Genomic DNA, 15591 nt, shown 5'->3' on the forward strand with positions numbered 1-15591 from the left:
GGGACGGCTCCGCTCAGTGGGCGGCCGTGCCGTAGCGGCGCAGGCTCAGGAGCACGGTGAGGGCGAAGACCACCCCGAGGGACACCGCGAGGGCGAGCGTGGCGTGGTCGGTGGGGAAGCTCCCGCCGGTCGCGGTGGGGTTGCCCCAGAGCCTGCGGGTCTCGGTGACCACCGCGCTGACCGGGTTCCACTCGGCCATCGCGCGCAGCGCGGCCGGCAGCCGGTCCACGGACTGGAAGGCGTTGGAGAGGAACGAGAACAGCACGGCCACCAGCCCCGCGACCACGTTGATCGTCTCCAGGTTGCGGGAGAACAGGCCGAGCAGCACTCCGACCCACAGCATCGCGTACATGAACAGGGCGAGCAGGGCGAACCCGGCGAGCACCGACAGCGGGCCGTTGTCGGGCCGCCAGCCGAAGAGCACCCCGAGCACGGTGACCACCGCGAGGCCGATCAGACCGACGGCCAGGTCGCCGAGCGTGTGCCCGATGAGCACGGCCGGGCGGGAGATCGGCAGCGAGCGGAACCGGGCCACGAGGCCGCCGCGCAGGTCCTCGGCGACGGCCACCGCGGTGGGCCCGATGCCGGCGAGCCCGGCCTGGGCCGCGACCCCGGCGAAGATGTACTCCATGTAGCCGCCGGCCCCGGTGACCGAGAGGGAGCCCCGGAACAGATAGCCGAGGACGACCATCGACACCAGCGGGTTCATGATGATCCCGATCAGCCGGCCGGGGGCCCGGCGCAGCCGTCGCAGCCGGCGCCCCGCCACGGCGAGGGACTCCACGGCCAGCGCGAGCGGCGCCGCGGGCCTGCGTATCTGAACCAGCGTCACCATGTGCGCTCGCCCTCCTCGGGTGCGTCCTTCGCCACCGGGGCGGCGGGAGTGTCGGGCAGCCGGTCGAGGGCCGCGTCCACGACGCGTCCGACGACCGCCTGGGGGCCGGGGTGCATCAGGTACTCGTGGCCGCAGTCGATGCGGTGGATCCGCAGCTCGCCGCCCACCTGGCCGGCCCAGCGGCCGGTCAGCCCGTCGGCCTCGTCCGGCGTGTACTCGCGGGTGGCGACGAGCAGGTGCATGTCGCCGTCGAAGCGGCCCGGGGTGAACCGGTCCATCAGTTCGCCGTGCGTGCGGGCCAGGCGCAGCAGCCGGGGCACTCCCTCCTCGCCGAGTTCGGCGAGCGGGTGGTCCATCGTGCGCAGCGCGTCGAGCAGTTGGGCCGGGGTGACCTCGCGGCCGTCGAATTCCGCGCGGCTGCGGCCGAGCGCCTCCAGGGCCCGCAGCAGCAGTTCGCGGTCGTCGTGGTCCTCCGCGTCCCGCGCGGTGCGGCCGGGATAGCCGTCCAGGTTGGCGAGGAAGTCGACCTGCTCTCCCGCCTGTTGGAGCTGTACGGCGATCTCGTGCGCGAGGACGCCGCCGTAGGACCAGCCGAGCAGCCGGTAGGGCCCGTGCGGGCGCACCTGCCGGATGTGGGCGATGTACTCGGTGGCCACCTCGCGGATGTCGGTCGGCATCGGCGTCACGCCGCCCGCGGCCGTGGACTGCAGGCCGTACAGCGGGTGGCGCCGGTCGAGGTACCCGGCCAGGCCCACGTAGGGAAGGCTGAAGCCGAGACCGCTGTGGACGAGGAAGACGGGCGGCGCCTCGCCGCCGGGCCGGATGGGCAGTACGGGTGCGAACGGGTCGAGCACTCCGTCCGCGGCCGGGCCCGCCTTCTCGGTGCGGACGGCGAGTTCGGCCACCGTGCGGTGCAGCACCACATCGGCGACGGTGAACCGCAGTCCGGCCGTCTGGGCCCGGCTGACCAGGCGTACCGCGAGCAGCGAGTGGCCGCCGAGGTCGAAGAAGCTGTCGTCGACCCCGACCCGCTCCAGACCGAGGACCTGCGCGAACAGGCCGCACAGCGCCTCCTCGACCGGGTCGCGCGGCTCGCGCGAGGACACGGCCGCCGCGAGGTCGGGCGCGGGCAGCGCCCGCCGGTCGACCTTGCCGCTCGGCGAGAGCGGCAGCGTCTCCAGGCAGACGACGAGCGGCACCATGTACGCGGGCAGCGAGCGGGCCACGAACTCCCGCAGCTCCGTCGCGTCCACCGGCCCCTCGCCGGCCGGGACCACGTACGCCACCAGGACGCCGCCGCGCCCGCCGTCCGCGCGGGCGACCACCACGGCCCGGCCCACCGACGGGTGGGCGAGCAGGACGGTCTCGACCTCGCCGAGTTCCACCCGGAATCCCCGCACCTTGACCTGGTCGTCGGCGCGGCCCACGAACACCAGCCGGCCGTCCGCGTTCTGGCGCACCACGTCACCCGTCCGGTACATCCGCGCTCCGGCCGGCCCGAACGGGCAGGCCACGAAGCGCGAGGCGGTCAGATCGGGCCGGCCCACATAGCCGCGAGCCAGGCCCGCGCCCGTGAGGTACAGCTCGCCCGCGACCCCGGCGGGCACCGGGCGCAGCCCGTCGTCGAGGACGAGGACGCCGGTGTTCCACACCGGGCGGCCCAGGGTGACGGGCTCGCCCGCGGTGAGCGCGGTCGCGGTGGACCAGATGGTCGTCTCGGTCGGGCCGTAGAGGTTGGTGACCTCGGCGGCGTGCCGCGTCAGGGTGTCGGCGAGGGACTGCGGGACCGCCTCGCCGCCGACCAGGACGCGCAGCCCCGCGACCGCCTCCGGGTCCCGAAGGGTCAGCTCCTGCCACAGGGCCGGGGTCGCCTGCATCACGGTGACGTCGGCCCGCTCGATGAGCGCGGTCAGGGCCGCCGGGTCGAGCACCACCCCGTCCCCGCCGATGACGACACCCGCTCCGCGGAGCAGCGGCACGTAGAGCTCCAGGCCGGCGATGTCGAAGGACCAGGTGGTGACGGCGAGCAGTCGGTCGGTGGGACCCATCGGGAAGCGCTCGGCCATCGACAGCAGGAAGTTGAGCAGGTTGCGGTGCTCGATCATGACGCCCTTGGGCCGTCCCGTGGAGCCCGAGGTGTAGAGCACGTACGCGGGGTGGCCGGGCAGCAGCGGCGCCGCGCGGTCGCCGTCGTCCAGGTCGGCCGCGCTGCGCACGGCCAGGGCCGTCACGGTGGCGGGCTCGTCCAGGACCAGGGGCGCCGTCCCGGTGCCGGGCAGCAGGGCCGCGGTCGCCGTGTCGGTGACCAGGAGCGCGGGGTCGGCGTCGGCGAGGATCAGCGCGATGCGCTCGCTCGGGTGCGCGGGGTCGACGGGCAGGTAGGCGGCGCCCGACTTCAGCACTGCGAGCAGGGCCACCACCATCGTCTCGCTGCGCGGCAGGGCGAGGGCGACGAGCCGCTCGGGTCCGGCGCCGCGGGCGATCAGTTCGCGGGCGAGCCGGTTGGAGCGCTCGTTCAGCTCCCGGTAGCTCAGCGCGGTGTCGCCGGCCAGTACGGCCAGTGCGTCGGGGGTCCGCGCCGCCTGGCGCTGGAACTCCCGCGGCAGCGTGGTGTCCGGGAGCGGGCGGGCGGTGTCGTTCCACTCGACGAGGGCGCGGTGACGCTCGTCGGCGGAGAGCATCTCGATGGCGCCGACCGTCAACTCCGGCTCCTCGGCGACCTGTTCGAGCAACCGCACCAGACGCTCCGCCATCGAGACCACCGTGGCCTCGTCGAAGACGTCGGCGCTGTATTCGACGAATCCGTCGAGGCCGCCGCCGGGGCTCTCATCCTCCAGGACGTTGAAGGTGAGGTCGAGTTTGGCGGCGTCGGTCCGGATGTCCTGCGGCTCGGCGCGCAGCCCGGTCAGGCGCAGCTCGGGACGTTCGTTGTTCTGGAGGATGAGCATCACCTGGAACAGCGGATTGCGACCCATCGACCGCTCCGGATCCAGCACCTCCACCAACCGCTCGAACGGCACATCCTGATGCGCATACGCCGCAAGCGCCGTCTCCCGCGCCCGACCCACCAACACCCGGAACGACGGATCACCCGACACATCCGTCCGCAACACCAACGTATTGGTGAAACACCCCACCAAGTCGTCCAACGCCGCATCCAAACGACCCGCCACCGGCGAACCCAACGGCACATCCACCCCCGCACCCAACCGCGACAACAACGCGGCCAAGCCCGCCTGCAACACCATGAACAACGACGCACCCGACTCACGCGCCAACCGCACCAGACCCCGATGCGCCACCGAACCCACCCGGAACGGCACCACACCACCCCGATGCGACATCACCGACGGACGCACCCGATCGAACGGCAACACCAACTCCCCCGGCAACCCCGCCAACCGCTCACGCCAAAACCCCACCTGACGCGCCACCACACTCGACGCATCCGACTCATCACCCAACAACTCCCGCTGCCACACAGCGAAATCCGCATACTGAACCGGCAACCCACCCCACTCACCCACACCACCACCACACCGCACCCCATACGCCCGCGACAGATCACGGGCGAGCGGAGCGAGCGACCAGCCGTCGGCCGCGATGTGGTGCAGCATCAGGAGCAGGACGTGCTCGTCGTCGGCGGTGCGGTGCAGGAAGGCGCGCAGCGGCGTCTGCGAGGTGAGGTCGAAGCCGCGGCCGGCCTCGGCCCGGGTCAGCTCGGCGAGCCGCTCCTCGGTCATCTCCTGGACGCGCAGCCCGCTCCACACCTCGCCGGCGTCCAGCACCACCTGACGGGGTTCGCCGTCGACCTCCGGGAACACCGTGCGCAGGCTCTCGTGCCGGGCCACCACGTCGCCGAGCGCCGCGTCCAGGGCCGCCACGTCGAGGGCGCCGAAGAGACGGACGGCGAGCGGCATGTTGTAGGCGGCCGACTCCGGGTCGAGCCGGTTGAGGAACCACAGGCGCCGCTGGGCCGAGGACAGCGGGAGGCCGCCGGTGCGCGGGGCGGGGGTGAGCGCGGGCCTCGGCCGGCCGCCGGTCCTGGCCCGCAGGGCCAGTTCGGCGACGGTCGGCGCCTCGAAGACGTCCCGGACCGACAGGGCGGTGCGCAGGGCGGCGCGGGCCCGGCTGACGAGCTTGGTGGCGAGCAGGGAGTGGCCGCCGAGGTCGAAGAAGCTGTCCTCGACGCCGACCGTCTCCACCCCGAGCACCTGGGCGTAGAGCCCGCACAGGGCCTCCTCGACCGGGTCGCGCGGCTCGCGCCGAGCCGTCACGGCCGCCAACTCGGCTTCCGCGTCCGCCCGTTGGGTCCGCTCGTCGGTCCGTTCGGCCAGGACGAGCTGTCCGTCGGCGCTCCAGTGCGCCCGGTCGCCCGTCCGGTACATACGGGCCCCCTCGGGTCCGACCGGGCACGCCATGAAGCGCGCGGCGGTCTCACCGGGGCGGTCCGCGTATCCGCGGGCGAGTCCGGCACCGGTCAGATACAGCTCGCCCACGACGCCCGCCGGCACGGGGCGCATCGCCGCGTCGAGGACCAGCGCGCCGGTGTCGCGCACCGGACGCCCGATCAGGACGTCCGCGCCGGGCTCGGCCCGGTCGCCGGTGACCGCGACGGCGCCGGCCGCCGCGGAGGCGTAGAGGGTGACGAGCCGCGCCGAGGGCAGGGCGGTGCGGAAGCGTTCGACGGCCACGGCGTCCAGGTGCTGGTCGCCGCACATCCACACGGTGGCGTCCGTCATGCGGGGCAGTTCCGCGCTCGCGGCGAGGGCGCCGAGGCGGCCGGGGTGCACGGTGAGCCGTGCCACGCGGTGCCGGACCACGGTGTCGGCGAGGGCGGACACGCTCTCGGCGAGTTCCGGTGCGGCCAGGACCGCCGAGCCGCCGGACAGCAGCGGCGCGAGCAGTTCGACGAGGCCGTCGACGGCAGTGGTGGGCGTGGTCGCGAGCACGGCCGCCGTGCGCTGCTCGGGGAACGCGTCGGCGTACCAGGTGAGCCGGTTGACCAGCGCGCCGTGCACCCCGGTCACTCCGGAGAGCAGATACGCGGGGTGACCGGGCAGCAGGGCCGCGGCGCGGTCCGTGTCGTCCAGGTCGGCGCCGCTGTGGGCGGCCAGGGCCGTCACCGTGGCGGGCTCGTCCAGGACCAGGCGCGGCAGGACGGCGTCCGCCGGCGGGGGCGCGGTCGCGGTGTCGGTGACCAGGAGCGCGGCCCCGGCGATGCCTTCGCAGTCGGCCGGAACGTAGGCGGCGCCCGACTTCAGCACGGCGAGCAGGGCCACCAGCAGGGCTTCGTCGCGCGGCAGGGCGAGGGCGACGAGCCGCTCGGGCCCGGCGCCGCGGGCGATCAGTTCACGGGCGAGCCGGTTGGCGCGCTCGTCCAGCTCCCGGTAGCTCAGCTCGGTGTCGCCGGCCACCACGGCCACCGACTCGGGCGTCCGCGCCGCCTGGGCCGCGAAGCACGCCGGGACGGTGGTGGCGCCCAGGGCGCCGACCGGGTTGCCGGCGGCGAGCGCGCGGCGCTCGTCGTCGGAGAGCACCTCGATGGCGCCGACCGTCAACTCCGGCTCCACTGCGACCTGTTCGAGCAGCCGCACCAGACGTTCCGCCATGGAGGCCACCGTGGCCTCGTCGAAGAGTTCCCTGCTGTACTCGACGAAGCCGTCGAGCCCGGCGGGAGCGCCGTCGGTGCCGTGCTGCTCCAGCAGGAAGAAGTTCAGGTCGAAGACGACCTCGTCGACGTCCGGCGGCTCGTACTGGGCGCGGACACCCGGGAGTTCGAGTTCGGCGCGTTCGTTGTTCTGGAGGATGAGCATCACCTGGAACAGCGGATTACGACCCATCGACCGCTCCGGATCCAGCACCTCCACCAACCGCTCGAACGGCACGTCCTGATGCGCATACGCCGCAAGCGCCGTCTCCCGCGCCCGACCCACCAACACCCGGAACGACGGATCACCCGACACATCCGTCCGCAACACCAACGTATTGGTGAAACACCCCACCAAGTCGTCCAACGCCGCATCCAAACGACCCGCCACCGGCGAACCCAACGGCACGTCCACCCCCGCACCCAACCGCGACAACAACGCGGCCAAGCCCGCCTGCAACACCATGAACAACGACGCACCCGACTCACGCGCCAACCGCACCAGACCCCGATGCGCCACCGACCCCACCCGGAACGGCACCACACCACCCCGATGCGACATCACCGACGGACGCACCCGATCGAACGGCAACACCAACTCCCCCGGCAACCCCGCCAACCGCTCCCGCCAGAACCCCACCTGACGCGCCACCACACTCGACGCATCCGACTCATCACCCAACAACTCCCGCTGCCACACAGCGAAATCCGCATACTGAACCGGCAACCCACCCCACTCACCCACACCACCACCACACCGCACCCCGTACGCCCGCGACAGATCGCGCAGCAGGGGTGCCACGGACCAGCCGTCCCAGGCGATGTGGTGCACGACGAGCTGGAGGACGTGTTCGCCGGGCTCGGTGCGGTAGAGGAAGGCGCGGAAGGCGATCTGCGAGGTGAGGTCGAAGGGGCGCCGCGCCTCGGCGCGCGAGGCCGCAGCCAGCTGGGCGGGGGCGAGTTCGCGTACCCGCAGGGCGCCGCGTACCCCGGCGTCGAGGACGACCTGGCGGGGTTCGCCGTCGACCTCCGGGAACACCGTGCGCAGGCTCTCGTGCCGGGCGACGACGTCCTCCAGGGCTCCGTCCAGGGCCACCACGTCGAGCGGGCCGGAGAGCCGCGCGACGAAGGAGACGTTCTCGGCGGCGGAGTCCGGGTCGAGCCGGTTCAGGAACCACAGCCGGGTCTGGGTGAAGGAGACCGGCAGCTGCTCGCCCTCGGCGCGCTCGGTGCGGCGCAGGGCGGGCCGGACGCCGTCGGCGTCGCTGCCGAGCCGCTCGGCGACGCCGGCCACCGTGCGCTGCTCGAACATGGTGCGGATCGGCAGTTCCACGTCGAGCGCGGCACGGATCCGGCTGACCACCCGGGTGCCGAGCAGCGAGTCGCCGCCGATGGCGAAGAAGTCGTCGTCGATGCCGACGGCGTCCTTGCCGAGGACGTCGGCGAAGATGCCGCAGAGGATCTCCTCGACGGGGGTGCGCGGGGCCCGCCCGCGCGGGCCGCGCACCTCCTCCTCGGCGTCCGGCAGGGCACGCCGGTCGAGCTTGCCCTGCGGGGTGAGCGGCAGCTCGTCCAGGAAGACGACGGCCGCGGGCACCATGTACTCGGGCAGCGTCCGGGCGAGGCGCTCGCGCAGCAGGTCCGGGTCGGCGGCGTCCGGCGCGGCCTGGACGACATAGGCCACCAGGCGGTCGCCGCGCTCCTCGTCGGAGCGCACCAGGGCGGCGGCCTGGCGCACCTCGGGCTGTGCGGCGAGTTCGGCCTCGACCTCGCCGAGCTCGATGCGGAAGCCGCGCAGCTGGACCTGGTCGTCGGCGCGGCCGGTGTAGTGGAGCTGGCCGTCCGGGAGCCACATGGCGAGGTCGCCGGTGCGGTACATGCGGGTGCCCGCCGGGCCGTACGGGTCGGCGACGAAGCGCTGGGCGGTGAGGCCCGGCCGGTGCAGATAGCCGCGGGCGAGGTTGCCGCCGACGTAGAGCTCTCCCGTCACCCCGGCCGGGACCGGGCGCAGCGCCTCGTCGAGGACGTACACGCGATGGGCCTCGGTGGGGCGCCCGATGGGCGGGTGGCCGGCGCCGCTCAGCGGATCGCTGACGGTGGAGGCGAGCACGGCCTCGGTCGGGCCGTAGCCGTTGAACATCCGCACCTGGTGCGCCCAGCGCTCCACCACGTGCGGCGGGCAGGCCTCGCCCGCGACGATCAGGGTGAGGTCGGCGGGCAGGGTGCTGCCCTCGGGCAGGGCCCCGACCACGACCGGCGGCAGCCCGGCGAGGTTGACCCGGTGCCGGTGCAGCAGGTCCACCAGCGGGCGGCCCGGCACCCGGCACTCCTCGTCGGCGACGACCAGGGTGCCGCCCGCCAGCAGCGACAGGCTCAGCTCCCACACGGAGGCGTCGAAGCTGAACGAGGCGAACTTGAGCACCCGGCTGTCGGTGCCGACGCCGAACTTGCTGATCAGGCTGGCCACCATGGCGGCGAAGCCCGCGTGGTCCACCATGACGCCCTTGGGGCGGCCGGTGGAGCCGGAGGTGTAGATCACGTACGCGGGGTGGTGCGGCGCGAGCGCGGCGCGGCGGTCGGCGTCGACGGGTGCGCGTTCGGGCGCGGCGGCCAGTGCGTCGGCGGTCCCGGCCGTGTCGGTCAGCAGCGTCTCGCAGCCAGGCGCGGGCAGCCGGCCCGCCAGCTCCTCGGTGGTGACCAGGAGCGAGGGGGCGCTGTCGGCGAGCATGAAGGCGATGCGGTCGGCCGGGTACTTGGGGTCGACCGGCAGATAGGCGGCGCCCGCCTTGAGGACGGCGAACACGGCCGCCGTCATCTCGACCGGGTCCGGCAGGGCGAGCGCCACGATCGTCTCGGGGCCCGCGCCCCGCGCGATGAGGACGTGCGCCAACCTGCTGGCCCGGGCGTCGAGTTGGGCGTACGTGAGCGCGGTGCCGCCGTCGATGACGGCGACGGCCGCGCCGTCGCGCGCCACATGGCCTTCGAAGACGTCGGGGATCACGGTGTCCGGGCTCGGTGCGGCCCGGCCGCCCCACTGGCCCACGACGCGGCCGAACTCGGCGTCCTGGTGCAGCGCGAGCGCGCCGAGCGGGGTCGCCGGGGCGTCCACGAGGGCGCTCACGGCCTGGACCAGCTGGTCGAGCGCCACCTCGACGGCCTCGCGCCCGTAGGCGTCGGGACGGTACTGGACGCTCAGGCCGAGCCGGGGGCCCGGGTACACCAGCACGGCGAGGCCGCGTTCGGCGGCGAGCCGGGTGGTGCCGTTGCTCAGGCGCAACCGGGGCACGAGCGCGCTCAGTTCGGTGAGGTCGGCGCGCGGCTGGTTCTGGAAACTGAGCACCGTGTCGATCAGATCGCCGGCCCCGGCCACCCGCTGCACCTCGGACAGTCCGAGGTGGTGGTGCTCCAGGAGGTCGGTCTGCTCGGCCTGCACCTGGCGGACCAGGTCGGCGAAGGGCTGCGCCGGGTCGAGCACGACGCGGACCGGCAGCATGTTCATGAACAGCCCCACCATGGCGTCCACGCCCGGGAGTTCCGGCGGGCGGGCCGAGCTGACGGCGCCGAACACGACGTCGGTGCGGCCGGTGCGGCGGCCGAGCACGACCGCCCAGCAGGCCTGGAGCACCGTGTTCAGGGTGACGCCGTGCTCGCGGGCGAAGGCGGTGAGCCGCGAGGTGAGGTCCTCGGGCAGTTCACGGGCCAGCCACTGCGGCAGCCGCGAGGCGTCGGCGCCCTCGCCGGCGCCGAGCCGGGTGGGTTCGGTGATCCCGTCGAGCGCGGCGCGCCAGGCGGCGCGGGCGGCCGGGGCGTCCTGCGCGGCGAGCCAGTCGAAGTAGTCGCGGTAGGGCGGCGCGGGCGGCAGGGCGGCGGGGTCGGCGTCCGCCGCGTACAGGGCGAACAGTTCGCGGGCCAGCACCCCCATCGACCAGCCGTCGACCAGGAGGTGGTGCAGCGTCCACAGCAGGCGTACGCGCTCGCCGGGCAGCCGCAGCACGGTGAACCGCAGCAGCGGCGCCGTGGCCAGGTCGAAGCCGCGCTCCCAGTCGGCGTCGGTCAGCCGCTCGATCTCGGCGTCGCGTGCCGCCGCGTCGGTCAGGCCGGTGAGGTCGGCCTCGGTCCACGGGGTGCGGGCGCGCGCCGCCACGGTCTGGAGGTGCTCCTCCTGCCCGGGCACGGGCGGGAAGCAGACGCGCAGGCCGGCGTGCCGGGTGAGCAGGACGTCGGCGGCGCGGCGGAAGGTGTCCGCGTCGAAGGGCCCCTCGATGTCGAGCACGACCTGCATCAGGTACGAGTCGGTGTGCTGCTTGTCGAGTTCGGCCTGGAAGAGCAGGCCCTTCTGGAGCGGGGACAGCGGCAGCACCTCGGGCGCGGCCTGCGCCCCGGCGCTCCCGGTGTGGCGTACGAGCACGTCGAGCGCCCGGAACCAGGTGTGCGCGATGTCGTGCGCGTCGGCGTCGGCGAACACCCCGGGCGCCCAGATCCAGTCGGCGACCAGGTGCGGCCCGTCCGTCCGGTCCTCGGTGACGGGGGTGACCGCGAGGGTGTGCCGCAGCGGCATCAGGGGGTGGGTGCCGGTGCCGACGACGCCGTCCTCGGTGACCAGGGACCAGTCGCCGGCCGGTGCGCCGGTGCGGAAGCGGCCGAGGTAGTTGAAGCCGATCGCGGGGGCGCCGTGGCGGGCGAGCGCGGGGATGGTCTGGGGGTTGAGGTGGCGCAGCAGGCCGAAGCCGAGGCCGTGGTCGGGCAGTCTGCGCAGCAGGCGGCGCACCTCGCGCACGGCGGCGCCCGCACCCGGCCCGCCCGCCCACAGGTCGTCGAGGTCGACGGCCTCGCCGAGGCCCAGCAGGACGGGGTAGACGCTGGTGAACCAGCCGACCGTACGGGACAGGTCGACGGCGTCGGTGAACTGTTCGCGGCCGTGGCCCTCCAGCTCGACCAGGGTGCCGGCCGGGGAGGCGTCGCCGTGGCGGCGTCGGAAGTCGGCGAGGGCCAGGGCGAGGGCGGTGAGCAGCAGGTCGTTGACCTCGCCGTCCCGGGCGTCCGGTGCGCCGGACAGCAGGGCGGCCGTGGTGTCGGCGGGCAGTTCGAGGCGGAGCCGGTGGGCGCTGCCGTAGGTGTCGCGCGCCGGGTCGAGCGGGCCGGTGCCCACCGGGGCGGCGGCGCCCGTCAACTGCTCGGCCCAGAGCGGGAATTCGGCGATCCGCTCGGCGCTGCGCGCCTGCTCGCCGAGCAGGCGGGTCCACTGGCGGTAGGAGGTGGGCACCGCGTCGGGGGCGGTGCCCGCGACGGCGGCGGCGAGATCGGGCACGAGGATGCGCCACGAGACGCCGTCCACGCACAGGTGGTGGGTCAGCCACACCAGCCGTCCCGGCCGGCCGGGCCCTGCGTCGAGCAGCACCAGCTGCGTCACCAGGCCGTCCTCGGGGGCGAGCCGGGCGCGTGCGAGGTCCGTCTGCTCGCGGACCGCGGCGGCGAGCGCGGCCGGGTCGCCGGCGACGGCGGAGACGTCGACGCGGCTCACCACGGCGGACACGTCCACCGCGCCGGGCGGCAGCGCGGTCAGCGACCACAGGCCGGCGGCCGGCACCGACAGGCGGGTGCGCAGCGCGGCGTGCCGGTCGATGACGGCGCCCGCCGCGGTGCGCAGCGCGTCGAGGGCGAGCCCTTCGGGTGTGGCGAGCACGACGTACTGGCTGTATTCGCGGGAGCGCTCGTCCAGGACGGCGAGGTCTTCCCTCAACTGGGCCGCGATCGGGGCGAGTTCGATGTCGCCGGTGCCGTCGTCGGTGGCCGTGGGGGCGGGCGCGCCGGGGGTGGCGAGGGCGGCCAGGGCGCGCGGGGTGCCGTGCTTGCGGATCAGGAGCGGGGTGAGCGAGAGTCCGGCCTTGCGGGCGCGGCTGACCGCGAGGATGGTGGAGATGCTGTCGCCGCCCAGGGCGAAGAAGTTGTCGTCCACGCCCGCCGAGGGCAGGCCCAGTATCTCGGCGAACACCGCGCAGAGGATCTCCTCGGCCCGCGAGCGCGGCTCGGCGGCCGTGGCCGCGGCCTGGTCGGGGCCGCCCTCGGGCCGGGGCAGCGGCAGCGCCTTGCGGTCGACCTTGCCGTGCGCGGTCAGGGGCAGCGCGTCCAGGGTCAGGAGGTGCTGGGGCACCATGTAGGCGGGCAGCGTCTCCTTCAGCCGGGTCCGCACCGGGCCCAGGTCCAGGGTCTCGCCGTCGCGCGCCACGCAGTAACCCACCAGCTGCTTGCCGCCGTTGGGGTCGTCGGTCACCCTGACCACGGCGTCGGCCACCGCGGGGTGGCCGCGCAGCGCGGCCTCGATCTCGCCGAGTTCGATGCGGTGGCCGCGCACCTTGACCTGGTCGTCGCGGCGCTCCAGGAACGTCAGCTGCCCGTCCTCGTCCCAGCGGACGCGGTCGCCGGTGCGGTACATCCGGGTCCCGGGCTCGCCGTAGGGGTCACCGACGAAGGTGGCCGCGGTGCGGGCGGCGGCCCCCAGATAGCCGCGGCCGACGCCCGCTCCGGCGACGTACAGCTCACCGGGGGCGCCGTGCGGCACGGGCCTCAGGTCGTCGCCGAGCACGTACAGGCGGGTGTTGCGGACGGGGACGCCGATCGGCACGGCGCGGCCCTCGGCGGGTGCCCGCCGGATCACCGCGTGCGTCACGTCGTCGGAGCACTCGGTGGGGCCGTAGGCGTTGACCAGCGGGATGTGCGGGTAGCGCGCGAGCCAGCGGCGGCACAGGTCGGCGGGCAGGGCCTCGCCGGTGACCATGAGGTGGCGCAGGCCCGGCAGCGCGATCTCGGTGCCGTCGAAGTCCCACACGTCGAGGGCCGCGCGCAGCAGCGACGGCACGACTTCGAGGACGGTGACGCCCTCGGCCGCGGTCAGCGCGAACAGGAGGTCGGGGTCGGCGGCGGTGTAGCGGTCGACGGCCAGGACCCGGCCGCCGACGGCCAGCGGGGCGAGCATCTGCCAGACCGAGATGTCGAAGGTCACCGGCGCGTTCTGCACGAGCGTGTCGTGCTCGTCGAGCTCCAGATCGTCGATCTTGGCGAGCAGGTGGTTGACCATGCCGGCCCGCTGCACCATGGCGCCCTTGGGCTTGCCGGTGGAACCGGAGGTGAAGATGACATACGCGAGGTCGCGGGGATCGCCGGCGAGCGGGGCCAGGGCACCGACCGGATCCTCGGACCCGTCGGGCGTCACCAGGCGCACGGGGCGGCCGACGGCGGCGGCGGCCTGCTCGGCGAGCGCGCGGTGTTCGTCGTCGGCGATCAGCCAGTCGATGCCGTTGTCCGCGAGCAGCGCGGTCGTGCGGGCGACCGGGGCGTGCGGGTCCAGCGGCACGTAGGCGGCCCCGGCGCCCATGACGGCGAGGACCGCCGTGACGAATCCGGCGCCGGGCGCGGCCAGTACGCCGACCAGTCCGGTGCCAGGAAGCCCGCGCGACAGGGCGCTGGCGCGGCCCACCAGGGCGCCGTAGGTGAGGCGTGCGCCGTCCTGCTCGACGGCGACCGCGCCGGGGCGCCGGGCCGCCTGCTCGCGGACGCGGGCCACGACGCAGTCGAAGCCGGCGGGGCGGCGCGGACCGGTGCCGGTGCGCAGCCAGGCCTCCGCGTCGGTGTCCCGGGCGGCCACGGCGCCGATCGGCTCGTCCGCCCCGGCGGCGGCGAACTCGCCGACCAGGTGCGTGAGTTGGGCCAGCTGTTCGGCGGCCTCTGCCGGGGTGTAGCGGTCGGGGTTGGCGTTGAGGTGGAGTTCGACGCCCTCACCCGCGGTCTCCACGACGGTGATCATCAGGTCGTCGACGAGGCCGGTGGACAGGTTGCGCACCTCGGCGACACAGGCCCCCAGAGCGAGTGACGCCTGCTGCGGCAGGAGGTTCACGAACGGGCCGAAGGGGCGCCGGTCGTCGGCGCGCAGCCCCATGTCACGGCGGATCGCGCTCACCCGGTGGCGCTGGTGCTTGAGCACCTGGGCGAGTTCGCGGGAGGCCAGGCGCAGCAGCTCGCCCTTGGTCAGGGTGGGCCGCACCGGCACCCGCAGCGGCAGGTAGTTGGCCATCATGCCCGGCACCGCGCGCTGACGTGCGCTCATCCTGGCGGAGGCCGCGAGCGTCAGGAGCACCTCGTCGGTGCCCGCCGCGCGCTGGGTGTGCAGGGCGACGGCGGCCACCGCCACGGTCGGCAGGGTGACCTCGGCGCGGCGGGCGCTGTCACGCAGCGCGCGGGCCGCCGCGGCGGACAGCGGCGCGGAGATGCGCAGGAAGCCGGTGGGCAGCCCCGAGGGCTCGGCACGGCGGGACAGGGTGACGAGCTGCGGCGGCTCGGGGAAACGGCCGCGCCAGAACGCGGCGTCGCGGCGCGCGCCGGCCGACTCGCGGTACGCGCCCTCGGCGTCGGTCAGCACGCTCAGCGGGGGCAGCTCGCCGCCCGGCACGGCCTCCTCCGCTCCTGCCTCGTACAGCTCCGCGAGGCGCCGCCACAGGACGGTCTGGCTGAAGCCGTCGCACAGCAAGTGGTGGACGCAGAGGTAGAAGTAGCAGTGCTCGTCGTCGAGGGTGAGCAGGGCGGTGCGCATCAGCGGGAAGTCGTCGAGCCCGAACGGCACGTCGAGGTCCTCGCCCATCCAGGCGAGCGCCGCCTGCGCGGGATCCCCGTCACCCCTCAAGTCCCGCTCGGTGAGCGGGAGTTCGGCGAGCGGCTCGATGTGCTGGCGCGGTTCGCCCTCGATGTCGGCGAACCGGGCCCGCAGGCACTCGGCCTCGTCGAACAGCCGACGCAGCGCCGCGCGGAAGCGGGGGCGGTCCAGGGGGCCGCGCAGGTCCAGATAGCCCGCGGAGTTGTAGGCGTTGCCGCGTCCCGCGCCCTGCGCGTCGAGCCAGATCTCCACCTGGCCCGCGGTCAGCGGCAGCACGGTGCCATGAGTCGTAGTCATCACAGGCTCCCAGGAGAGGTCGGGCCGGCACGGGGGGTGGGGCGAAGGGTGCGGGGCCGGGGCCGGGTGCAGGCCGTAAACGATGGGTTCATCCTTGACGGGCCGCCTGACGACGGCCTGACTCACCGCTGACGCGCGCGACGCCCCGGCAGCTCGGACCCCCTG

At 74.4% G+C, this 15591-nt stretch carries 2 protein-coding genes; both read right to left on the reverse strand.

Features of this window, described 5'->3' with window-relative positions; all coding sequences use genetic code 11:
- Positions 1-13: 13 nt before the first annotated feature.
- Positions 14-835 carry an ABC transporter permease gene (locus tag ACGF3I_RS14545; RefSeq protein ID WP_393131724.1) on the reverse strand — a complete coding sequence of 274 codons (822 nt, stop codon included), beginning with the start codon at positions 833-835 and terminating at the stop codon, positions 14-16.
- A complete protein-coding gene (locus tag ACGF3I_RS14550; protein WP_393131726.1) occupies positions 829-15426 on the reverse strand; it encodes an amino acid adenylation domain-containing protein in 14598 nt (4865 codons plus the stop codon). The genes ACGF3I_RS14545 and ACGF3I_RS14550 overlap by 7 nt, the downstream gene beginning before the upstream one ends.
- Positions 15427-15591 lie beyond the last annotated feature (165 nt).

Source organism: Streptomyces sp. NPDC048111 (genome assembly GCF_043202815.1).
In the GTDB taxonomy this organism is placed as follows: domain Bacteria; phylum Actinomycetota; class Actinomycetes; order Streptomycetales; family Streptomycetaceae; genus Streptomyces.